This window comes from Vibrio sp. 14G-20 (genome assembly GCF_026241515.1).
GTDB lineage: Bacteria > Pseudomonadota > Gammaproteobacteria > Enterobacterales > Vibrionaceae > Vibrio.
Genome location: NZ_JAPHPW010000003.1, coordinates 254,108 through 277,133, shown reverse-complemented (window position 1 = coordinate 277,133; position 23,026 = coordinate 254,108). Strand labels below are relative to the sequence as shown.

Genomic DNA, 23,026 nt, shown 5'->3' with positions numbered 1-23,026 from the left:
GTGGATGTGAGTAGGTTGTTATTATTTATCTGGATATCGCTATTTAACCAATTATCCTACGCATTAGAACTGTCCCCATTAAGCAATAAGCCTTACATGGGCGACTTGGATGCGCTCAAAACCAAAGGGACAGTTAGAGTGCTCGTGTCTGCCGATCTTGGTTTCTATTACATCGAGGATGGCAAGCCAAAAGGCATTGTGGCAGAAATGCTCTACCACTTTGAAAAAAGTCTTCGTAAGAAACATCCCTACCTCAACGTTCAAATCATCCCCGTGCAACGAGATGATCTAATTCCCTCTTTGGAATCTGGCTATGGTGATGTCGCTGTCGCTAACCTAACGATCACCGACAAACGATTACGAACCATCGATTTTTCAGATCCGATGATTAAAGATGGTAAAGAACTCATTATCACAGGGAAAAAGGCCAAACCTCTCACCGAGATCAAGCAATTGAGCGGTAAAGAGGTGTGGATCCGAGCAAGTTCGAGTTACTTCGAGAGTGTACAAAGAGTCAATAAAGAACTTAACGAACTAGGTTTACCACCAGTGCATGTTCACTTTATCGAGGAATCATTACAGGACTATGAGCTGATAGAGCTGGTTAACCAAGGCTACATACAAGGCACAATTCTAGATAACCATAAAGCGAAACTGTGGACCGATGTAATGGAAAATATTCAAGTCCATAACGACTTACCTTTGCGAGAAAATGGTCGTATTGCTTGGGCTTTAAGAAAAGACAGCCCTCAACTGAAGAAAGAGATAAACAAATACGTCAAAACCGCACGAACAGGCACCCTGCTTGGAAACGTCATCTACCAGAAATACATCGACAATACTCGCTGGTTGGGCCGAGCACTCGACCCGAATAAAGTAGACCGAGTGGCTAAACTCTCAGATGTCTTTGAAAAGTATTCGAGCAAGTATGAATTTGATCCTTTGATGATGTCAGCTCAAGGTTTCCAAGAATCAGGGCTGGATCAGAGCCGAGTTTCTCATCGAGGGGCTATTGGTGTGATGCAGATACTACCGAGTACTGCAAAAGATAAAAACGTCAACATCAAGAACATCCATAAAGTGGATAACAACATCCATGCAGGTGTGAAATATATGCGCTTTATCAAAGACCGATATTTTGACGACCCAGCAATATCACCGGACAATAAAATCTACTTCACTTTGGCTTCTTACAACGCGGGCCCCGCTAAAATCAGAAAGATGAGACACCTTGCCAAGCAAAAAGGCTACAACCCAAACATCTGGTTTAAAAACGTAGAAATCATCACTCGCAAATACGTGAGTAAAGAACCCGTAACCTATGTTGCCAACATTAATCGTTACTTCGTAATCTATAAACAATTACAAACTATCAATGCCACCCGAGAGGACGGTACCACGAGATTACTTAACACTAACGATTAGGATCGCCTCAGCTCCAGAGCTGTAGAGCTGTAGAGCTGTAGAGCTGTAGAGCTAAAGGTATTAGGTAAGGCTAAAAACACAAAAGCCGCATAACAAACTTATGCGGCTTTTGTTTATCTAATTCTGAAGAAGCTTACGTAGTGATCTATATCACGAGACCTTTATCACAAAACACTATTGAGTGTATTTCAATCAAGTACTTTCTATAAGCTGTAAGACGCCCCTAAAAACTGGTTTAATTTTTAGCGAAGCCTTGCCTACAAGTTATCGTTTTTCATAAGGATAACAAGCATTTTCCGCCAAAAACATATCAAGACTTGCGTAAGATCACATTTGATTTTAATGCTTACCCCACCCGACCAAAATAAGATCCAGATCACATTATTCATTCCTAAAAGTCGTAATCTGAAGTTAACCCATGAGGGATACAACAGAGGAAAACTTCTATGAAAATGAACATCACTGGTAAAAACATCGACATTACCTCTGCAATCCGTGATCACATAGAAAGCAAATTTAAAAAGCTGGATAAATGGCAAGTAGACATCATAGGCTGCCAAGCGAGCTTTAGCGAAGAACCAAACAAAAAGAAGAAGTTTGAAGCGGTTCTAACAGTACCAAAAGGCCAACTTGTTGCTTCATCAATCCATGACGACCTCTACGTAGCGATCAACGAAGTAGAACAAAAACTAGAGCGTCAACTCAACAAGCTACGCCATAAACCAGAAGCGCGCCGCGCTGAAAAGCCTGAAATCGAAGAGCTAGAAGCTGAAGTAGAATAAGGAAAGAGAACAGATTAAAAAATAGCGCCTCAGGGCGCTATTTTTTTGCTTGACGCTCGTAGCTCGCTTGCTTATTGTGTTTAAACATTCATAAAACAATCACTTTTTATGCACACTCAATCTTTGTTTATTTTTGACTTCTTTTTTCTTCCGTAAATCGGAGGCTAAGTCGTTTTAGAAAAACAAGTCAAAAACGAACAAGAAGCCTCCCACACTAGGGAGGCTTTTTTATAAGGACACATTTATGACTGACCGCTCAATTTCACTGGATGATATCCGCCTTCGTCTTAATGATTTAGACGACGAACTCCTGAAGTTACTTTCAGAGCGTCGCAAGCTAAGTATCGAAGTCGCTAAAAGCAAAGTAGAGACATCAAAACCAGTTCGTGATGCAGTACGAGAGCAACAACTATTAGTTAAGCTGATCAACAACGGCAAAGATAAATACGAACTTGATGCGCAGTACATTACCAAGCTGTTCCACACCATCATCGAAGATTCCGTTTTACTACAGCAGTCATACTTACAAAACCTAGCGAACCCGCAAAGCCGTAAACCATTGGCTCGCGTTGCATTCTTAGGTTCTAAGGGATCGTATTCTCACCTTGCGAGCCGCGAATACTTCAGCCGCAAGAATATGGAATTGATTGAGCTGAACTGTAATCACTTCAAAGAAGTCGCATCAACAGTAGAGTCTGGCCATGCCGACTACGGTGTCCTACCTATTGAGAACACAAGTTCAGGGTCAATTAACGAGGTCTACGACCTGCTACAGCATACGACTCTATACATTGTTGGCGAACTTTCTCAACCGATTGAGCACTGCCTCGTTGCTAAGAGTGATATCCGTTTAGAAGACATCAAAACACTCTATTCACACCCACAACCTCATCAACAATGCAGTGAGTTCTTGAGCCGCCTTAAAGGTGTCAGCCTTGAGTCTTGCGCAAGCACCGCTGATGCAATGAAAAAGGTTAAAGAGTTGGGTGGCAATGACGTAGCGGCTATTGGTAATGCTTCGAGCGGCAAGCTTTATGGGCTTCAGCCAATCCAAGGCAACATTGCAAACCAAACAGAGAACCACACTCGTTTCATCGTTGTGGCTCGTAAGCCTGTTGAAGTATCGACTCAAATACCAGCGAAAACGACGCTCATCATGTCGACATCTCAAGAGGCGGGTTCTTTGGTAGAGACACTACTAATCCTGCAACGCTTAGGCATCAACATGACCAAGCTGGAATCTCGTCCTATCATGGGTAACCCTTGGGAAGAGATGTTCTATGTCGATTTAGAGGCGCATCTGGATTCAGATAATATGCAGCAAGCGATAACGGAACTAACCTCTATTACTCGCCACCTTAAAGTGTTGGGTTGCTACCCAAGTGAGAACATCAAAGCGACTCAAGTTAAGTTATCATAGCTAATAGCTAAGAGCTCAAGTATCAGCTTTTAGCTAACATAAGTATTTGGTCTACCGTAGGCCAAATACTTAAATCACCCTCTAGTCGAGTACTACTCTCGCTAAGAAAACTCACCCTAGCATGCCTGAAACACAACTCACTTGTTTCGCACATTCTGCACGCTTACTCTCTCCACTGCTTGATCCTTTCTAACAAAAACTCATTAGTGGCTTTTTTTATCAATAAAGACAAAACCTTACCCCCTTCACAGGAAATCATCGAACTACGTGTAATTAATAGCGAGTAAGCATTAAGTAACATAAAATTATGCGCTTAATTTATAAATAGTGTTGTCATTAACTATGAAGCTAAGTACTAAAATCTTACTACTGATAGCCCCTGTGATACTGATCAGTACCGCGGCTTCTAGCTATATTATTTATTCGACGCAAAAAAGCAGCTTCATCAAACGCGAAGCTAATGCACTGCAGCTGAACATGGAAAAACTAGCCGGATACTTTCGCCAATCTCGTTCGTTTCTCAATAGCTACTCTTACACCTTGACCCAGAGTGATATGGTGAAGCGTTATTTTCTCACTGTTCAAAATCTTTCTCGCGATCTTGAACTGGTCAGTAACCTTCAAGAAGCCATACATTTCCTGCAAGATGACGATGAAAGCTATACAGGTTTAGCACTTCTTAATGGTGATCGAAAACTGCGTTACTACGCGGATAATACCAACAACTCACGCACTCAGATTGACAGTAAGATATTGGAGTACGTTGACCAGCACTATCAAGACACCCTAGCAACATCGAGTACCAACTATATTCAAAACTCCCAAGGCGAAGGGATGTTGGTTCACTACGACAAGGTAGATAGAAAAGCGATTTTCCCAACCGCACGCAATCAACTCGATGATGTGTTCTTTGTTGTTGTATCTGTCTCTCTCGACAAGTTTAATGCACTGAGAAAGCAAATAGAGTTCGACTACCAAACCAGTTTGTTCTTCACATCCAAAGCGGTTTCTTTGGAAAATGATGTTACTCACTCAGTCAAGCTTGCACCAGAACTGTACGCCACGGTCGATCCTGCGCAGTTCTTATTGGAAAACAAGCTCGATTCGATTTGGAACAAGCTGAGTTTGTCGTTTGCACTGTCTGCGTTTGTGACTGTCGCTCTGTTACTCATGCTTCTGTCTCGCACCGTGATTAGTCCAATAACACGGCTCGATCGACAGCTACAGCAAGTCGAAAAAAAACAACGAAAGAACATTGAACGCTTAGGCTCTCGTGATGAACTTGGCCGCCTATCACAGCGCTTCTATGACATGTACCAGGAACTAGACAACACTTACCAACAAACCAAACTCTTGGCCGAAAATGATCAGTTAACCCAAATAGCCAATAGGCATCAGTTTCAAACCTTCGTTCAGCAATCGTTGCCAAAACCGAGTTCCAATACCGAAACCTGGGTTCTCTATTTTGACTTGGACAACTTCAAGTTTGTGAATGACAAATACGGGCATCAAATCGGCGACTCGATTCTGGTCTCTTTTGCTCAGCGTATTTCAGATATTTGTCGCCACTATAAAGCGGAGTTCGACGCTCACTGCATGCCAGCCCGACTTTCTGGTGACGAGTTCGTTGTCTACATTAACGCTCCTAGCCAGCGAGGCAATGTCGCGCATCGATTCTCGAATGATTTACTCACTCCCCTACAAAAAGGCTTTGTCACCGAATCAGGAAGCTTTCCGATTACGGTCAGTATTGGTATTGCGACCTACCCTAATGATGGTGACTCAATCGAGAAGCTACTGTCGAACGCGGATACCGCGATGTACCAAGCCAAGCGTGCAGGTAAAAACCAATTTGCTGACTATTCACGGGATTTAGACAAAGCCATTCAACGCCAAGCAGACATTGAACGGGCGCTTAGAGGTAAGAATTTTGATGATGAATTCAGGCTCGTTTACATGCCCTATATGGATTCAACCGGGACTGATGTAATTGGCGTTGAGGTTTTATTACGTTGGAATTCGAAGCAACTTGGTTTGGTTCCACCCGATGAGTTCATCCCAATTGCCGAACAAACCGGGCTATTCGAACATGTCGACCGCTGGGTAATACAGAATGCGTTTGCTTCATTCCATCGACTTCAGGCTCAATTTGATCACTCAATTCAATTGTCGATCAACTTATCTTCGGCTGGTATTGAAACTACTCACCTTGCGGTTTTCATTAAAGAACACGAGGAGTTAAATCGAATCCCACCAAGCCTGATCGATTTTGAAATCACTGAAACCTTTTACTCAAACTCAGAAGGCTTTCCATTGCTGAACGAACTGTCATGCATGGGTTATCGACTGGCGATTGATGACTTTGGCTCCGGTTACACCTCTATCACTCAACTGGTGCAGTATCCAACTCAGAAAATTAAATTGGATAAAGCGTTTTTGGATACCTTAATTGAAACCGATAACCAGAACATCGTAAAACCGGTTATCGGGTTGTGTCATGCTCAGGGGAAAAAAGTCACCGCCGAAGGGATTGAAACTCAAGGCATGCACCAGTGGTTACAGGATGCACAGTGCGATATGCTGCAAGGCTATTACTTTGGTAAACCTATGCCACTAGAAGAGTTGAGTGAATGGTACCGACAACATCAACTCAATCTAATCGACAACAAAAAGAATCCGACACATGAAATCTGTAATCATCGCATCGCTGAACCCAGCTAAAATTAACGCCGTTAAAAGTGCGTTCTTATCTGCTTTTCCTGATACTGAATTTGATTTCAAAGGCATCAGCGTCCCTAGCGGTGTCGCCGATCAACCGATGAGCAATGATGAAACCTATCAAGGTGCCGTGAATCGAGTTCACAACGCAACTCAAGCTCAGCCTGATGCCGACTTCTATGTTGGTCTAGAAGCGGGAATAGAAACAAACGTCACTTTTGCTTGGATGGTGATCGAAGCCAATGGTCAACGTGGAGAGTCTCGTTCAGCAAGCCTGATGCTGCCACCAGCTGTGCTTGAAAAGTTAGAGCATGCAAACGAGTTAGGGGATGTAATGGACGAAGTGTTTGGTACCGATAATATCAAGCAGAAAGGTGGCGCGATTAGCCTACTGACGCATAACCAACTGTCACGCAGTTCGGTCTATCACCAAGCATTAATCTTAGCGCTGATTCCATTTGTGAATCCTGAACACTTTCCTATTTAGTGCTTCGTTAAACTTAGAAAGGTTCAGAGAACAATCTTCAGAAATAAAAAACGCTAACATTCAGTTAGCGTTTTTCGAATTCGTATTCTCACTATCCAAGGATAGCTGAATTCCGTTATTACTTTAGCAATAGGTCGGCGATCACGGCTTTCTCTTGTTCAGATTTGGCCTTTAGCTCATTTGAGCCTCTGGTTATCGTCGCGACACCTACTCCCAGCATTTGACTCACCTGTCGTTGAGACATATCGCCTTTCATTAGCTCACAGAAGATATTAATTCTAGCAACCAGAGCATCTCGCTCGTCTGGTGTCATCATCATGGTCAACAACAGCTCGTGCTGATCTTTCTCGACAGCCGTCTTTACCAAGTCCATCAGTTGTTGCCAATTATCATATTCAGGTTGTGATGCCATATCTCTACACTTACTTTTAAATTCTGACTTTAAAGAGTCGCTTAACGATTGAAAGCGTTTAACACTTTATACCGAAACACTTGATGCGATCCAATGTAAAAAGGCCGTAAGTGGAAATGGTTCGCACTCACTGCCTTTATTCTTACTTAGTTTCGGATCAAATGCCGAAGGCTTAGTATTTCGCTTTTGCCTCATGGGGCGCTAAAAACGTCCCTTTCTCACCCAAGATATCTCGATAGTAGGTCTCAAACATCAAGATATTCTGAACGTAACCGCGAGTCTCTTTGAATGGGATCATTTCGATAAATGCAAAGGCATCGAGCTTTTCATCACTGCGTGAACGCCACTGTTTTACTCTGCTAGGCCCTGCGTTGTAAGCGGCAAAAGCAAAAATACGGTTGTTGTCATATTGAGCAAGCAAACCATCTAAATAGTGGCTACCAATCTCAATGTTCTTGCCGACATCATAAAGATCATCGCTACCCTGATACTTAATCTTATGTTTGTTCGCCGTGTATTGCGCCGTCTTTGGCATAATTTGCATGATGCCACGAGCGCCAACTGGAGAGCGAGCCTCTGAATCCATCGCACTCTCTTGTCTTGCTAAAGATATCAAGGTGATAGGATCGATATCGTGCTTCTCGGCATAGAAGTTGAACCACCATTTATGTGCAACAGGGAAGCGTAAGGCTATGTTATCCCACATCTTCGCCGAGATGCTCGCTGTTACGGTAAAGTGATTCCATCGTTGTGTCGCAGCATGAGCGGCAAGCATTGATTTCTGATCTTTATCAGCATTGGTTAACAACCAACGCCATTCACTCTTTGCTGCCGCAATTTTATCTCGGTCAATCAACTCGCTAATACGCACCAAAGAGGTATCGAATGGCTTCACTATTTCAGCATTGTATTTAAGTGTCGACGTTGGGTATTGAACCGGCTCATCTAACTGTTTAGCTGCAGCCACACTGTAGAAATTACGCTGACCCAAGATATCTGATAGTCGCTTATTGCCTTTGTCAGTATCGCCCGTCGCGATTTCAGCTCTGCCCTGCCAATATTGCCAACGTAGTGAAGCCTGATGTTTGTCATCCAAGCGCGCTATCCACTCTTTCAGCCCCGTCCAATCGGCATGTTGAATCGCTAAACGAGCGCGTCGTTCCAGCAGAACTTGCTTTGATGAACTCGCGAGCATTTTGTCTCGCCACGCCATCAACTCTTCAGAATCGGTGTTAATCAAACGGAACGTCAAATAATCAGCAAGTTCTTGAGATTTCTCTTTCGAAAATTTCTGAGCTTTGATGACATCATCAAACACCTCTTGTGCACTGCTTGATGACTTCCTTGCCAACTTCTCGAAACCAAACTCGGTTTGAGCTTGATAGAATTCATTCACAGGGTGTTTCTTTGCAAACGCGAGTACGTTTTCAGGCTTGTTGTACAACGCCTTCATCTGCTTAGCTTGAGCAATTGACTCATCATGATCCAATTGCTTAATCAGATAGCTCATTAACTTACCGTTACGGCCCTCGAACGCTAGCAGCATTCTATCCAGAATCAGCTCATCGGTTCTTAACCCTGCTTGATCCCAGCTTTTAAACAGAGGGTCACAGGCATCATCAACACCACTGCCACTCAACCAAAGCTGTTTCGCCCCTTTAAACGCGAGTTCTTGATTACCTTGCTCGTAATGTGCTCGATAATAGATACATTGGTATTTTTCACCGACAGGCTCTTTGGTTTGAAATTCAAGGATGGTCTTCCACTGCTTCTGAGAAGCCAATGAATCCAAATAAGGCGCGCGCATTCGATTAGAAAATGGCAGTGCCTTGTTCTTTTCAATAAAAGCATCGACCTCAGCAGGAGTGCGATCACCTAAGCCAATCAGAAAGGCGCGATAATCTGTGTATGGAGTTAAAGAGTATGTTTGAATTTTATTACGTAGCGCCGAGTAAGCTTTTAGGTCTCGGTTGTCTAAAACCTCTTGCGCTCTGTCATAAACATCACGCTGCATTTCAAGCTCGGAGGTGTTGTTAGCCATAGCCATCGGAGCCAGTGAAAATGAAGACAAAATTGCTGATGCAGCAACAGCAATTTTCGTATTACCAATGCGGAAAAACATTCGCTCTTTCCTTAGTGCGTGTATGAATACGTGAAATCTATTTACGCCCGACATCACATCAAATGTAAAGAGTTTGAGTGTAAATATTATTAATATTTAACACTTCGCCTCAGAAGCTCATTAAATATAGTTTTAATGACCAATGTGACAATAATAGGTAAGGATTAGTTCAAGAATGGCTTTTCTGACCTAGGAGTAACATCTTTAGGGATATTGGTATAAAATAGCAGACAATTTTGAACAATAATTAGGATCGATCGGCAATGGCTGAATACGTATATACCATGTCTCGGGTGAGCAAAACTGTTCCACCTAAGCGTCAAATTCTTAAAGACATTTCTCTTAGCTTTTTTCCTGGCGCTAAAATCGGTGTTTTGGGTCTAAATGGTTCAGGTAAATCTACCCTACTACGTATCATGGCTGGTATTGATACTGATATTGATGGTGAAGCTCGTGCACAGCAAGGCCTTAAAGTCGGTTACCTACCGCAAGAACCTGTACTAGACGAATCAAAAACGGTTCGTGAGATCGTAGAAGAAGCGGTTTCTGACGTTGCTGACGCACTTAAGCGTATCGATGCAGTTTACGCAGCTTACGCAGAACCAGATGCAGATTTTGATGCTCTTGCTAAAGAGCAAGGCGAACTAGAAGCACTGATTCAAGCAAAAGACGGCCACAACCTAGAAACAGCTCTAGAGCGTGCTGCTGACGCACTTCGTCTTCCTGAGTGGGATGCGAAAATAGAATTCCTATCAGGTGGTGAGCGTCGTCGTGTTGCGATCTGTCGTCTACTTCTAGAGAAGCCAGACATGCTGCTTCTTGATGAACCAACCAACCACTTGGATGCAGAATCAGTGGCTTGGCTTGAGCACTTCCTTGTTGATTACAGCGGTACAGTTGTGGCAATTACCCACGACCGTTACTTCCTAGACAACGCTGCTGGCTGGATTCTAGAACTTGACCGTGGTGAAGGTATCCCATGGGAAGGTAACTACACGTCTTGGCTAGAGCAAAAAGACGAGCGTCTTAAGCAAGAAAAAGCAGGCGAAAGCGCACGTCAAAAGACAATCGAGAAAGAACTTGAATGGGTTCGTCAAAACCCTAAAGGCCGTCAGGCTAAATCTAAAGCTCGTATGGCTCGTTTTGAAGAAATGACGACTGGCCAATACCAGAAGCGTAACGAAACCAACGAACTGTTCATCCCACCAGGTGAGCGTTTAGGTGATAAGGTACTTGAAGTTAAGAACCTAACTAAGTCATTTGGTGATCGTGTTCTTATCGACGACCTATCGTTCAGCATGCCTAAAGGCGCTATCGTTGGTATCGTTGGTGCCAATGGTGCAGGTAAATCAACACTATTCAAGATGCTAAGCGGCGCAGAACAGCCAGACTCAGGCACAGTTGAACTTGGCGAAACTGTTAAGCTTGCTTCTGTTGATCAGTTCCGTGACAGCATGGATGACACCAAAACAGTATTCCAAGAGATCTCTGAAGGCGCTGATATCATTAAGATCAACAACTTCGAAATCCCTGCTCGCGCATACTGCTCTCGCTTCAACTTCAAAGGCAACGACCAACAGAAAATCATCGGTCAGCTTTCTGGTGGTGAACGCAACCGTGTTCACCTAGCTAAACTGCTAAAAGCGGGCGGTAACGTATTGTTACTCGATGAACCGACCAATGACCTTGACGTTGAAACTCTACGTGCACTTGAAGAAGCACTGCTTGAGTTCCCTGGCTGTGCGATGGTTATCTCGCATGACCGTTGGTTCCTTGACCGTATTGCGACCCATATCTTAGACTACCGTGATGAAGGTCAAGTTAACTTCTACGAAGGTAACTATACTGAGTACACTGAGTGGCTGAAGAAAACTCTGGGCGCACAGGCAGCAGAACCGCACCGTATCAAGTACAAGCGTATCGCTAAGTAAATTCGCTTGCATTTTGAACAAAGGCCGCAATAATAGCGGCCTTTGATATATCTGGCTTACACGTTACGCATCGATATAGAGAGATAAATTATGATTGAAAGACGTCAATTTTCACGAGTTGTTTATCAAGTACCAACTGAATTATCACAAGGACCAGTAAATGTGTCCGGCTCGGTACAAGACTTATCTCTTCATGGTTTACTCATTCAGTGCGATGGATTTCAGCAACTCAGCCATGATATTCCTGTTCAAGTCAGCTTTACGCTCGCAAACAGCGATATCAACATTCAGTTAGAAGCAACGATAGTCTCTACCATCAATACCTCAATGCGTTTACGCATAGAGCATTTAGATATTGATAGTATCAGCCACCTTAAGCGTCTTATAGAACTTAACGTTGGCGACGATGAACTGCTTTTTAGAGAGATTGAGCACCTTACCGATTTAGGTAACGAATAATATCTCCATGACCCTTTTTTCTATTAGAAACATTTACTTAATACAGAACCATGTCTAAAAAAATTGCCATTACGATTCCCTCAAGCCAAGGGGAACAAACATTTTACTTCGGCCGAAAAGCCGTGCTCTTATGCACCACTGCTCTTTTCTCTGTTCCAGCCTTGATCGGCGGAGCAACCTACATGCACTTTGAAAGTCAGCAAGAGCTGGCATCACAAGCTGGTGATGCACAGCAGTTGATCGAAACGCTGATTGTTGAAAAAGAACAAACTGAGTTTCTTTATGCTGAGCAAGTAGAAACCAACCATTCGCTATCGCAAACACTGACAGAGAAAGAAGGCACGATTCAGCTGCTTGGTAAGCGTGTATTCGATGTGGAATCAGTACTTGGCCTTGCTGATGAAGAACTGCTTACCGATGATATTTCTTTGGAAGATCGCATTGATGCGGCTGCAGTCGATTCAGCAGTAAGAGCCACGATGTTCCGTTTGATCCCAAACGACAGTCCGATGGCTTATCAACGTATCTCTTCTTCTTATGGTAGCCGCACTAACCCTATTTCAGGGAAACGCCATGTACATACTGGTATCGATTTAACGTGTAAGCGTGGTGAAGATATTGTCGCGCCCGCAGATGGAGTCATTGAAACAGTACGCCCAAGTAAAAAAGGCTTCGGCAACTTTATTACTATGCGCCACTCGTTTGGTTTCATGAGTTCTTATGCGCACCTACAGAAGTTTAAAGTACGTAGCGGTCAGTTTGTGAGTAAAGGTGATGTGATTGCGAGCTGTGGTAACTCAGGTAACTCAACCGGCCCACACTTGCATTATGAAGTACGCTTCCTTGGTCGTTCACTGAACCCTCAATACTTGATGGATTGGACACCGGAAAACTTCAACTACGTGTTCGAGAAAGAGAAAAAGGTTAAGTGGGGCCCACTGGTTCAACTGATTGATAATGTGGTTCGCTTGCAGATCAACCTGACTAACGTGCCTTACATTAGCTCAACCATCGACACCGTATCGAGTGAAGAGAGTAAGAAACCTATCACGACTAACTAGTTGTTAATAGCTAAGACCTGTTGGTTTAGCCTATGATGATCTAATTGCTTTTAGCCTACTGTAGGCCAAATACTTTCATAGCGTTCAGCGCAAACAAAAAGAGCGACCAGATGGTCGCTCTTTTTTATGATTTCAAATCAGTATTAACCACGATGAATCGAGTCATGTGCTTGTTTTAGAAGACTTTGGCTCTCTTGCAAGAATTGTTGTGAGTAGTCACCAAACCAATCACTCACTTGGTTGAAGCTCTCAACAAATTTAGCCTTATCTTTGCCATCTAGGATTTCTAACGCTTCTCCGAAACAGCTATGGAAGCGTCGAATCATCTCAATATTCTCATCCGAAGAAAGAATGATATCACCGTACAAGTTCGGGTCTTGAGCAAACAGACGACCAACCATCGCAATCTCAAGTCGGTAGATAGGCGAGCTTAGCTTCAGAAGCTGATCAATGTTCGGGTTCTCTTTACTTAAGTGTAAGCCGTAAGCAAACGAGGTGAAGTGGCGAAGTGCTTGAATCAAGGTCATGCCATGGTCGTGTTCAGCAGCATCCATTTGGCACAGGCTCGCGCCCCAAATACCAAATTGATTCAGCAACCATTGGTAGCTTTCAGAACCACGTCCATCACTGTAAACAATCACTTGTTTCGCAAGGCTTGGAACATCAGGACCAAACATTGGGTGCAATCCAACCACTGGGCCTTGGTGCATGTTCATCATGGCTTGTAGAGGCTTTGATTTAATCGACGTCAAATCACAAAGAATACAATCGCTTGGTAGGTTACCCAGCTTCGCAATCACACCTTCAGTTAGGTGAATTGGAACCGTCACAACCACAAGGCCTGCATTATCTAAGATCTCATCGGCTTTATCCCAATCTTGGCTGCCAAGAATTTTCACTTCGTAGCCAGAAAGCTTGAACATACGGCCAAACAAACCGCCAAGTTGACCATTACCACCAACGATAACCACTGAACGCAACTCTGGGTTAAGACACTTAAAACCAGAATCTTTTTCACTGGCATAAGACTCACGCATAGTACGACGCAAAATATCTTCGATTAACTGTGGCGGAACCCCTATTTTCTCGGCTTCTTGACGACGAGATGCCAGCATCGCAGCTTCACGCTCTGGTACATAAATAGGTAAACCATGTTCACTTTTTACTTCGCCCACTTTCTCTACCAGAGCAAGGCGTTGAGCCAGTAAATCCAACATTTGTTTATCGACAGCATCGATTTGGTCGCGTAATTCGTTCAGTTCAACGGCCATTTTATTCCTTACTAATCTATAAGCCCGTGCCAATCTATAAGCCCACAATCACGCAGGTTCGTTAGCAACAGATCTTAAAATGCCCCATTAGATGAGGCACTTAAATCTAAAACTCTGACTAACCTTTCAAGCGGTTCTCTAAGAACGGGACTAATTCCGTATGTGCATGTTTCAATAGTGCCTCAGTTGAATCCCAATTGATACACGCGTCGGTAATAGAAACGCCGTATTTCATCTCATTGAGAGGTATATCCGAAGATTGGTTTCCTTCGTTAATATGGCTTTCAATCATAAGGCCGATAATCGACTTGTTGCCTTCACGAATTTGGTGAATCACATCTTCTGCAACTAAAGGTTGGCGACGGAAATCTTTACGAGAGTTAGCGTGGCTACAGTCGACCATTAGCGCAGCCTCTAAGCCAGATTTACCCAACTCTTGCTCACATTCGTGTACCGATACTGAATCGTAGTTCGTCTGCTTGCCGCCACGTAAAATCACGTGACCATTTGGGTTACCTTGCGTTGTTAGTAGTGCAACTTGACCTTCGCGGCTGATACCCATGAAACGGTGGCTAGAAGAAGCAGCCTGCATTGCATTGATTGCAGTGCCTAGGTTGCCATCGGTACCGTTTTTAAAACCGATTGGCATTGAAAGACCACTTGCCATCTCACGGTGAGTTTGCGATTCGGTCGTACGAGCTCCGATTGCCGCCCAGCTGAATGTATCTGCTAGGTATTGAGGGCTGATTGGATCTAATGCTTCAGTCGCTAGTGGGATTTCCATCTCAGCGAGTTCAACAAGTAGCTCACGGCCAACATGCAGACCATGCTCAATATCGAAAGTGCCGTCTAGATGCGGGTCATTGATCAAACCTTTCCAACCCACAGTGGTTCGAGGCTTCTCAAAGTAAACACGCATAACAATATACAGTTGATCGCTAAGTTGCTCAGATAAGGCTTTTAGGCGTTTCGCGTACTCTTTCGCAGCTTCAATGTCATGGATAGAACATGGGCCACATACAACAAGCATGCGATGATCTTTCTTATGAATGATGTTTGCGATAGTTTGACGAGACTCTTGAATGAAACGACGAGCATTATCACTCAAAGGCAGTTTTGCTTTTAACTCCTCAGGAGTAATCAGTACCTGTTCGTCGATGATATTGACATTGCTTAATTCACTTTTCTGCATAACTCAACCTGTATATTTAACTTTACACCCAACATTTCCATTTGGGCTAACAATCTTTAAAAACACAATAACAGCTAAAAAAACGATTGCAAGTGTAAACAATAAAAAACATTTCGTGTAAATTAAAATTTACACACTAACTTTAACTCACTCTGAGAGATAAATAGGTTTAAACCACGGATCACACATACAAAAAAGGCGATATTTATCATATCGCCTTATCTAAAATTATTATGTGTTTATTTATCACTCACTGCCTAGCATTCGTTTAATCGTCTCTGAGGTCGCTTTCCACCTAGCATCCGAGTGAAGCGTCGACAAATCAAAACTGTGTTTTTTAAGCAATGAGCTGGCTAAAGGCACCTCTTGAATCGCTAAGTGATCAAGAGCTTCAATTTGTGCATCTCGTTTATTACACATCAATATCATGTCACAACCCGCATTCAAGGCCGCTTTTGCTCTGTCGGCTGGTCCGCCCATAATAGCAGCACCTTCCATGGTTAAATCGTCGGAGAACACCAAGCCTTTGAATCCAAGCTGCTGCTTCAATACTTTTTGTAGCCAATACTGTGAACCGCTCGCAGGTTGATCATCATAGTGAGAGAAAACCACGTGAGCTGGCATCATGGCATCCAATATTCCAGCTTCAATTTGCGCCTTGAAGATTGCCATGTCGGTTTCAAAGATATCATCTCTAGGGTCATATGGCGTCTCTAAGTGAGAGTCAGCAATCACGCCACCGTGTCCAGGGAAGTGCTTTCCTGTTGTCGCCATGCCAACCGACTTCATGCCTTTGATGAACGCGCTGCTATGACGAACAATGGTATCAACATCTTCACCAAACGCTCGGCTACCAATCGCTTTACAGTCGTGGCCTTTATCTAATACTGGCGCAAAGCTCAGATCGATATCATGGGCAATCAATTCTGCCGCCATCAGCCAACCCGCTTGTTCTGCTAACTGTTCGCCATTATTCTTGGTCGCGAATTCTTGAGCAGCTGGGATAATTGAAAAGCCATCGCGGAAGCGCTGAACTCGGCCACCTTCTTGATCAACACCAATCAAAATAGGACGTTTCGCTACCTTGCGGATCTCTTTGTTTAACGCCGATAGCTGTTTGCTATCGTGGTAGTTTCGAGCAAATAAGATGAGACCACCAACAGTTGGGTGCTCTAAAATTTCTCTGTCTTCAGCTGTCAGCTCGTAGCCTGCAACATCAACCCACAACGGTCCCATATTTATTCCTTATTAAACCTAATTTCATAAACTTCCCGAGATTATTCTCTTTAAATTTGCTTTACAATGTTTTTAAAACAATCTGTGGAAGACTTTAAGAATGCAGGGCAAGAGCTTAGGAATGGATCATAAAGAACTGTATATCGGTGTGATGTCGGGAACGAGTATGGACGGCGTTGATACGGCCTTAGTTTCGATAGAAGACACTGGTATCACATTACTCGCTCATGATGAGTTCCCTATGCCTGATAACCTTAAGGCACGCCTGCTTGAGGTGTGTATTGGTCAAAAAACGGATTTGATTGCTATTGGTGAACTCGACCACCAGCTTGGTCATCTATTTGCTGATGCGGTTCTGCAACTTCTCGAAAAGTCAGGCACCCCAGCATCTTCAGTTACGGCTATTGGGAATCATGGCCAAACGGTATTCCACCAGCCAACCGGTGATTCGCCATTTACCATGCAGTTGGGTGACGCCAATATCATTGCCGCGAAAACAGATATACAAACCGTCGCCGATTTCAGACGCAAAGACATGGCGCTTGGCGGACAAGGTGCACCGTTAGTCCCCGCCTTCCACCATACAATTTTCCACCCGCAAGACAGCTCGGTTGTGGTGTTGAATATTGGTGGTATCTCGAATATTTCAGTGCTGCGCCCGAATCAGCCAACACTTGGTTATGATACAGGCCCAGGCAATATGTTGATGGACGCTTGGGTTGATAAACACACGGGCGAGAAGTTTGACCGTGATGCGCAATTCGCACTTAAAGGTCAACTCAATCAAGCCTTGCTCGAACAGCTGTTAAATGAATCTTATCTATCTCAAATGCCACCGAAAAGTACCGGCAGAGAGCTGTTCAACCTACCCTGGCTAGAGCAACAGCTTACAGAATTTAAAGATCTTACGGCAGAAGATGTTCAGTGCACGCTTTGTGAATACACCGCATTGACGATAGCCAATGAAGTGAAAGCTTATCGCTTGGGTAACCAACCTGCACTGTATGTGTGTGGCGGTGGTACAAGAAACCCATTGTTGATGAAGAGATTGTCCGAACTGCTTCCAAGTTGGGATGTTGACTCAACGACCAGTAAAGGCGTTGATGCCGATTACATGGAAGCGATGGCTTTTGCGTGGCTTGCTCAACGTCATGTTCATCAACTGCCAAGCAATTTGCCAGAAGTGACTGGCGCAAGCAGAGCGGCCTCTCTAGGCGTTCTCTATCGTGCTGACTAAACCATTTTAGAACCATCATTTTAGAATCACCATTTAAGGATCATTATGAGTAACGACGCTCTCATATCAGCGCTCTCGCACCTCGTTTCGGAGGGGAGAAACCCTGATACTATGGATATTGATCTGCTCACCTCTCTCGAAGTGGTTGAAAAGATTAACCAACAAGACAAACAAGTCCCACTGGCGATTGAAGCGGAACTGCCGCAGATCGCGAAAGCGGTAGATAAAATTGCTCATGCCTTTCAAAACGGTGGTCGACTGATTTATATGGGCGCAGGCACCAGTGGTCGATTAGGTGTGTTAGACGCATCAGAATGCCCGCCGACTTTCGGCGTCTCAGACAAGATGGTTATCGGCCTAATCGCTGGCGGACCAGAGGCGATTTTAAAAGCTAAAGAAGGCGCAGAAGACTCGCTAACTCTCGGTATTGAAGATCTGAAAGCGATTCAATTTTCAGAAAATGATGTCGTGGTGGGTATAGCTGCCAGTGGTCGCACACCTTACGTGATTGGTGCACTCAACTATGCCAATCAGCTTGGCGCGGTGACCGTTGCATTGTCTTGTAACCCTGACTCTCCAATTGCTGAAACCGCTCAAATCGCAATTAGCCCGGTGGTTGGCCCAGAAGCCTTAACGGGATCAACCCGTTTAAAATCAGGGACAGCACAAAAGCTGGTACTTAACATGCTCACCACTGCGAGCATGATTCGTATTGGTAAGAGCTATCAGAACTTGATGGTCGACGTAAAAGCGACCAATGAGAAGTTGGTTGCCCGCGCTGCTCGTATCGTTATCCAAGCAACGGAGTGCGATAAAGCACTGGCGGTGTCGACACTTAAAGCGACTGATTACGATGTGAAGCTATCGATTTTGATGATTCTAACAGGGCTAGATTTAGAACTGGCCAAGGCTCAGCTTGATAAGCAAAATGGCTTCTTGAGAAAAGCAGTCGAGAATAATCAGTAATCTAGATTCTGTTGTGAGCGTTACTCTCGCTGCATACAAAAAGACCAGTACACACGCGGTACTGGTCTTTTTTAGTTTTAATTTTTCATCGCTAGCTTGGGCTTAATAGTCGTTTGAGAACTCGTCCCAGCCGCGTTGCCATTCCATGCGGAAACGTTGAGCGTCTTCCGTACCAGAACACACGCCTTCATACACCTGACCAGATAAACCAATCTGATAAGCATGGTTCGGATTACAATATTCAGTCACACCTAGGTGATAACCTTCTGTGTAACTCGCTTGATCGACAGCGCCAAGCTCAGTCATCTCTGAATACGAACGCTGAGTGTGGCCTTTGATACCATCACGATAGCCAATCTCTTGCCAATTGCCTTCAGCTGCTAAATCTTGAACATTGGCGCTGCATCCTGCAAGGCTAAATGCCACGGCGAATAGTGCTATTATCTTTTTCATTTCAATCCTTTATATTTACCTAGCCACTTCCTTACGAAGCGCTGCCTTTGTGGTAATTCTCCGCTGAACACTGGCTGATGTCCACTGATGTCTGCTATCTGCCACTGATATCTATCGGTGACCGCTTAAAGCTGATAAGTCACCACTTGTCAGAAGTAAGGTACTTCTCAACACGAATAACCAACCGCTCTACAAACGTAGCAAACCACTCAATCAGTTATAACACCACTTAATTGACTATTCGACCACTCACTCTCATAGCGGAAGTTTCTTCTCATACTCTTCTTTAATATACACCCTGACTTAATTAATACATTCAGGGATAACAAATTATGATGTGGTTTCTTACCTGTGTTGCAGCACTCATTGGTGGCTACTTTATTTACGGTGCCTTTATCGAGAAGATCTTCGGTATCAATGAAAAGCGTCAAACACCAGCTCATACCAAGCAAGACGGCGTGGACTACGTTCCAATGTCGACCCCAAAGGTTTACCTAGTTCAGCTGCTTAACATTGCAGGTGTCGGTCCAATCTTCGGCCCTATCATGGGCGCCCTTTACGGCCCATCAGCAATGCTTTGGATTGTACTAGGTTGTATCTTCGCAGGTGCAGTACACGACTACTTCTCAGGTATGTTATCTATCCGTAATGGCGGTGCTTCGGTTCCAACCATCACTGGACGTTACCTAGGCAATGGCGCAAAACACTTTATGAACATCTTTGCCATTGTTCTACTGCTTCTTGTTGGTGTGGTATTCGTTTCTGCTCCAGCAGGCATGATCACCAACCTAGTAAACGACCAAACTGATTTTGCAATGTCTACAAGCACTATGGTTGTTATCATCTTTGCTTACTACATCATCGCAACGATTGTCCCTGTCGATAAAATCATTGGGCGCTTCTACCCACTGTTCGGTGCACTGCTTATCTTTATGTCTGTTGGCCTAATCACTGCGATTGGTCTATCTGACGAGCACCAAATTATGGGTGGCTTCGAGATCAAAGACATGTTCACCAACATGAACCCGAATGACCTACCACTTTGGCCAGCTCTATTCATCACTATCGCTTGTGGTGCGATTTCTGGCTTCCACGCAACTCAGTCTCCTTTGATGGCGCGTTGTATGGAAAACGAGAAGAACGGTCGCTTCGTATTCTACGGAGCAATGATTGGTGAAGGCATCATCGCTCTAATCTGGTGTGCACTTGCTCTATCATTCTTCGGTTCAGTTGAGTCTTTGTCTGACGCGATTGCAAACGGCGGCCCAGGTAACGTGGTATACAGCGCTTCATTTGGTCTACTGGGTGTATTTGGCGGTATCCTTGCTTTCCTTGGCGTGGTTATCCTACCTATCACTTCTGGTGACACTGCGTTCCGTTCAAGCCGTCTTATCCTTGCTGAATACTTCAACATGGAACAGAAAACTCTGCGTAACCGCCTACTAATGGCTCTACCATTGTTCGTTCTTGGTGGCATCCTGACTCAAGTAGATTTCGGTATCATCTGGCGCTACTTCGGTTTTGCTAACCAATCAACGGCAGTAATGATGTTGTGGACAGCTTCAGCTTACCTACTTCGTCACAACAAACTGCACTGGGTAACAACGGTTCCAGCTATCTTCATGACGTCTGTATGTATCACATTCATCCTGAACAACAGCCAACTAGGTTTTGGTCTACCAATGCAGCTTTCAACCATCATCGGTGTGGTGAGTGCATTCGGTGTTGCGGCTTACGTTATCAAAATTTCGAAAGGCAAAGGCGATATCGACCTAGCTAATGAACAAGAAGAGAAAGAAGCAAAGGGCGTGACTAAAACCGCCTAGTTCTTGAAAACTTTTTTAAGAAGAGACAAAAGAACAAGCCAAACACACTTCGCTTGCTCCCGTAATCACTCGGTGATTCGTGGAAAATAAGACTAAAGCCCATCCACCGTGATGGGCTTTACTGTATCTCAACCTAGTTACATCAACATTCGCACATCAATTTTGATACTCCAGCTTTCTGAAGCAATAACCAAGCAATATAGCCAACGAAAACGCAAGCAAAGCTACCGTTACTGCGCAATGAGCTTTACACTTAACATGCGTCTCAATAGGTGAAAATATGGAACTCATTCTCTCTCTGCTGCAACAAACCTGTGTCTACTTAGTGATTGCTTACATGCTAAGTAAAACACCACTGATTCTGCCTTTGTTGAGCATCTCTTCACGCTTAAGCCATAAAGTCAGCTGTTATGTTCTGTTTTCTCTATTCTGTATTATGGGCACCTATTTCGGCTTGCAGATTAATGACGCGATAGCCAACACGCGTGCAATGGGTGCGGTAATGGGCGGCCTGTTTGGCGGCCCTGTGGTTGGTTTTGCGGTCGGCTTTACTGGCGGTATCCATCGTTACTCTTTGGGTGGATTCACCGATCTAGCTTGTGCTATCTCCACTACGGCAGAAGGCTTAATTGGTGGCCTATTACACGTTTACTTAGTCAGAAAAAACAAAGCCAGCCAGCTGTTTAATCCGATGGTGGTTTTCTCGATAACCCTGTTTGCAGAGATTATTCAGATGCTGATTCTGCTTGCTGTCGCGAAACCATTTGAGCAATCCTATGCTCTGGTTTCCGATATTGCGGCGCCAATGATCATTGCTAACTCAGTCGGTGCTGCGCTGTTTATGAGCATCATCCAAGACCGTAAAACCATCTTCGAAAAATACTCAGCGACCTTCTCACGTCGCGCATTAACCATCGCCGAGCGTTCAGTGGGTATTTTGCATGGTGGATTCAATTCAGATAATGCACAAAAAATCGTGCGTATCGTTTACGAGGAAACTAACGTCGGTGCGGTAGCGATTACCGACCGAGAAAAAATCCTCGCGTTCGTTGGCATTGGTGATGAACACCATATTCCAAATACTCCGATTTCATCGCAAAGCACCCTTACTTCGATGGAACAAAACGACATCATCTACCTTGATGGCAAAGAGAACCCATACCAATGCTCCTTGTCGCAGGATTGTAAATTGGGCTCTGCTCTAATTATCCCACTGCGCGCGGGTAACGAAGTGGTCGGTACCATCAAACTCTATGAGCCAAAACTGAAACTATTCTCGACCATCAACATGTCGATGGGGGAAGGTATCGCTCAGCTATTATCGAGCCAGATCCTATTTAGCAACTATCAGCAACAGCAAACGCTACTGACACAAGCAGAAATCAAACTGCTGCACGCTCAAGTGAATCCGCACTTCTTGTTCAATGCGCTCAACACCATCAGCGCAATAACTCGTCGTGACCCAGATAAAGCACGAGAGCTTATTCAGCATCTGTCTCACTTCTTTAGAAGTAACCTGAAACAGAACATCAATACTGTGAAACTCAAAGACGAACTGGCACACGTTAACGCTTATCTAACCATTGAAAAGGCACGTTTTACTGACCGATTGGAAGTGGAATGGGATATCGACCCACAACTGTATGAGTCGCAACTTCCGAGCTTTACCCTGCAACCACTGGTCGAAAACGCTATCAAGCATGGTATTTCAAACATGCTGGAAGGCGGCAAAGTGAAGATCTTTAGCGAGGCTTTCGAGGGTGGATTCAAGTTAACTGTTGAAGACAACGCGGGCAATTATCAGAAGCCATCTCAAGATCACGTTGGATTAGGTATGGAAATTGTTGATAAACGACTCACTAATTTCTTTGGAAAAGATTCAGCACTAAAAATAGAATCTCAACCACAGCAATTTACTCGAATGAGCTTTATCATACCTATACTAAAATAATGGGTTTTTCGTAGGTGATAGCTTCTGGGTAGCTACATTTAAAAGCCATATTTAAAAGACAGATTTAGAAGATAAAC

Annotated in this window: 18 protein-coding genes and 1 other annotated feature; of the genes, 12 read left to right on the top strand and 6 right to left on the bottom strand. The window is 44.1% G+C overall.

All coding sequences use genetic code 11. The features are described from left to right. The 5 genes from OQJ75_RS04320 to yjjX all read left to right on the top strand — a co-directional run bounded on the left by OQJ75_RS04320 (nt 1) and on the right by yjjX (nt 6,832). Nucleotides 1-1,425 (top strand): lytic transglycosylase F, encoded by a 1,425-nt coding sequence (locus tag OQJ75_RS04320; protein ID WP_323054451.1) that lies wholly within the window; start codon nt 1-3, stop codon nt 1,423-1,425. A gap of 446 nt (nt 1,426-1,871) precedes the next feature. Continuing rightward, nucleotides 1,872-2,207, top strand: coding sequence for a ribosome hibernation-promoting factor, HPF/YfiA family (gene hpf, locus OQJ75_RS04315; RefSeq protein ID WP_004735034.1), 336 nt, complete (start codon nt 1,872-1,874; stop codon nt 2,205-2,207). A gap of 110 nt (nt 2,208-2,317) precedes the next feature. After that, nucleotides 2,318-2,439 (top strand) — a sequence feature (Phe leader region). Nucleotides 2,440-2,451: 12 nt separating this feature from the next. Then, on the top strand, nt 2,452-3,627 hold the full coding sequence (gene pheA, locus OQJ75_RS04310) for a prephenate dehydratase (RefSeq protein WP_248374068.1): 1,176 nt from the start codon (nt 2,452-2,454) through the stop codon (nt 3,625-3,627). 342 nt (nt 3,628-3,969) lie between these two features. Next, on the top strand, nt 3,970-6,348 hold the full coding sequence (locus OQJ75_RS04305) for a putative bifunctional diguanylate cyclase/phosphodiesterase (protein ID WP_265971186.1): 2,379 nt from the start codon (nt 3,970-3,972) through the stop codon (nt 6,346-6,348). Beyond that, on the top strand, nt 6,311-6,832 hold the full coding sequence (gene yjjX / locus OQJ75_RS04300) for an inosine/xanthosine triphosphatase (protein ID WP_248395758.1): 522 nt from the start codon (nt 6,311-6,313) through the stop codon (nt 6,830-6,832). Before OQJ75_RS04305 ends, yjjX begins: the two co-directional genes overlap by 38 nt. A 118-nt stretch (nt 6,833-6,950) precedes the next feature. Here the strand turns inward: yjjX and trpR are convergent, their stop codons facing one another. Further along, nucleotides 6,951-7,244 carry a trp operon repressor gene (gene trpR, locus OQJ75_RS04295; RefSeq protein WP_048615039.1) on the bottom strand — a complete coding sequence of 98 codons (294 nt, stop codon included), beginning with the start codon at nt 7,242-7,244 and terminating at the stop codon, nt 6,951-6,953. 172 nt (nt 7,245-7,416) lie between these two features. Beyond that, nucleotides 7,417-9,366, bottom strand: a complete 1,950-nt coding sequence (locus OQJ75_RS04290) for a transglycosylase SLT domain-containing protein (RefSeq protein ID WP_265971184.1) — start codon at nt 9,364-9,366, stop codon at nt 7,417-7,419. 263 nt (nt 9,367-9,629) lie between these two features. Here OQJ75_RS04290 and ettA point away from each other — a divergent pair, with 263 nt between their 5' ends. The 3 genes from ettA to OQJ75_RS04275 all read left to right on the top strand — a co-directional run bounded on the left by ettA (nt 9,630) and on the right by OQJ75_RS04275 (nt 12,817). Then, complete coding sequence (gene ettA / locus OQJ75_RS04285) at nt 9,630-11,297, top strand: energy-dependent translational throttle protein EttA (RefSeq protein WP_009848459.1); 1,668 nt, start codon at nt 9,630-9,632, stop codon at nt 11,295-11,297. A gap of 90 nt (nt 11,298-11,387) precedes the next feature. Next, a complete protein-coding gene (locus tag OQJ75_RS04280; RefSeq protein WP_265971179.1) occupies nt 11,388-11,756 on the top strand; it encodes a PilZ domain-containing protein in 369 nt (122 codons plus the stop codon). Nucleotides 11,757-11,806: 50 nt separating this feature from the next. After that, nucleotides 11,807-12,817, top strand: coding sequence for a M23 family metallopeptidase (locus OQJ75_RS04275; protein ID WP_265971178.1), 1,011 nt, complete (start codon nt 11,807-11,809; stop codon nt 12,815-12,817). Nucleotides 12,818-12,960: 143 nt separating this feature from the next. On the opposite strand, the gene tyrA is transcribed toward OQJ75_RS04275, so the two are convergent. From tyrA to nagZ, 3 genes are all read right to left on the bottom strand, one after another. Beyond that, nucleotides 12,961-14,088 carry a bifunctional chorismate mutase/prephenate dehydrogenase gene (tyrA, locus tag OQJ75_RS04270; RefSeq protein WP_017056144.1) on the bottom strand — a complete coding sequence of 376 codons (1,128 nt, stop codon included), beginning with the start codon at nt 14,086-14,088 and terminating at the stop codon, nt 12,961-12,963. Nucleotides 14,089-14,206: 118 nt separating this feature from the next. Continuing rightward, nucleotides 14,207-15,280, bottom strand: coding sequence for a 3-deoxy-7-phosphoheptulonate synthase (locus OQJ75_RS04265; RefSeq protein ID WP_017059354.1), 1,074 nt, complete (start codon nt 15,278-15,280; stop codon nt 14,207-14,209). 246 nt (nt 15,281-15,526) lie between these two features. Continuing rightward, nucleotides 15,527-16,516, bottom strand: coding sequence for a beta-N-acetylhexosaminidase (gene nagZ / locus OQJ75_RS04260; protein WP_265971177.1), 990 nt, complete (start codon nt 16,514-16,516; stop codon nt 15,527-15,529). 121 nt (nt 16,517-16,637) lie between these two features. Between nagZ and OQJ75_RS04255 the strand changes: the two genes are divergently transcribed. Continuing rightward, nucleotides 16,638-17,753, top strand: coding sequence for an anhydro-N-acetylmuramic acid kinase (locus OQJ75_RS04255; RefSeq protein WP_265971176.1), 1,116 nt, complete (start codon nt 16,638-16,640; stop codon nt 17,751-17,753). A 45-nt stretch (nt 17,754-17,798) separates the two neighbouring features. Further along, on the top strand, nt 17,799-18,719 hold the full coding sequence (murQ, locus tag OQJ75_RS04250; RefSeq protein WP_265971175.1) for an N-acetylmuramic acid 6-phosphate etherase: 921 nt from the start codon (nt 17,799-17,801) through the stop codon (nt 18,717-18,719). Nucleotides 18,720-18,821: 102 nt separating this feature from the next. Here murQ and OQJ75_RS04245 read toward each other — a convergent pair whose 3' ends face one another. Then, entirely contained in the window at nt 18,822-19,172 is a 351-nt protein-coding gene (locus OQJ75_RS04245; RefSeq protein WP_017098352.1) for a DUF2799 domain-containing protein, read from the bottom strand. A 332-nt stretch (nt 19,173-19,504) separates the two neighbouring features. Between OQJ75_RS04245 and OQJ75_RS04240 the strand changes: the two genes are divergently transcribed. Beyond that, entirely contained in the window at nt 19,505-20,998 is a 1,494-nt protein-coding gene (locus OQJ75_RS04240) for a carbon starvation protein A (RefSeq protein ID WP_265971171.1), read from the top strand. Between the two features lie 280 nt (nt 20,999-21,278). After that, nucleotides 21,279-22,949: a sensor histidine kinase gene (locus OQJ75_RS04235; protein ID WP_265971170.1), complete on the top strand. Its 1,671-nt coding sequence runs from the start codon at nt 21,279-21,281 to the stop codon at nt 22,947-22,949. Nucleotides 22,950-23,026 lie beyond the last annotated feature (77 nt).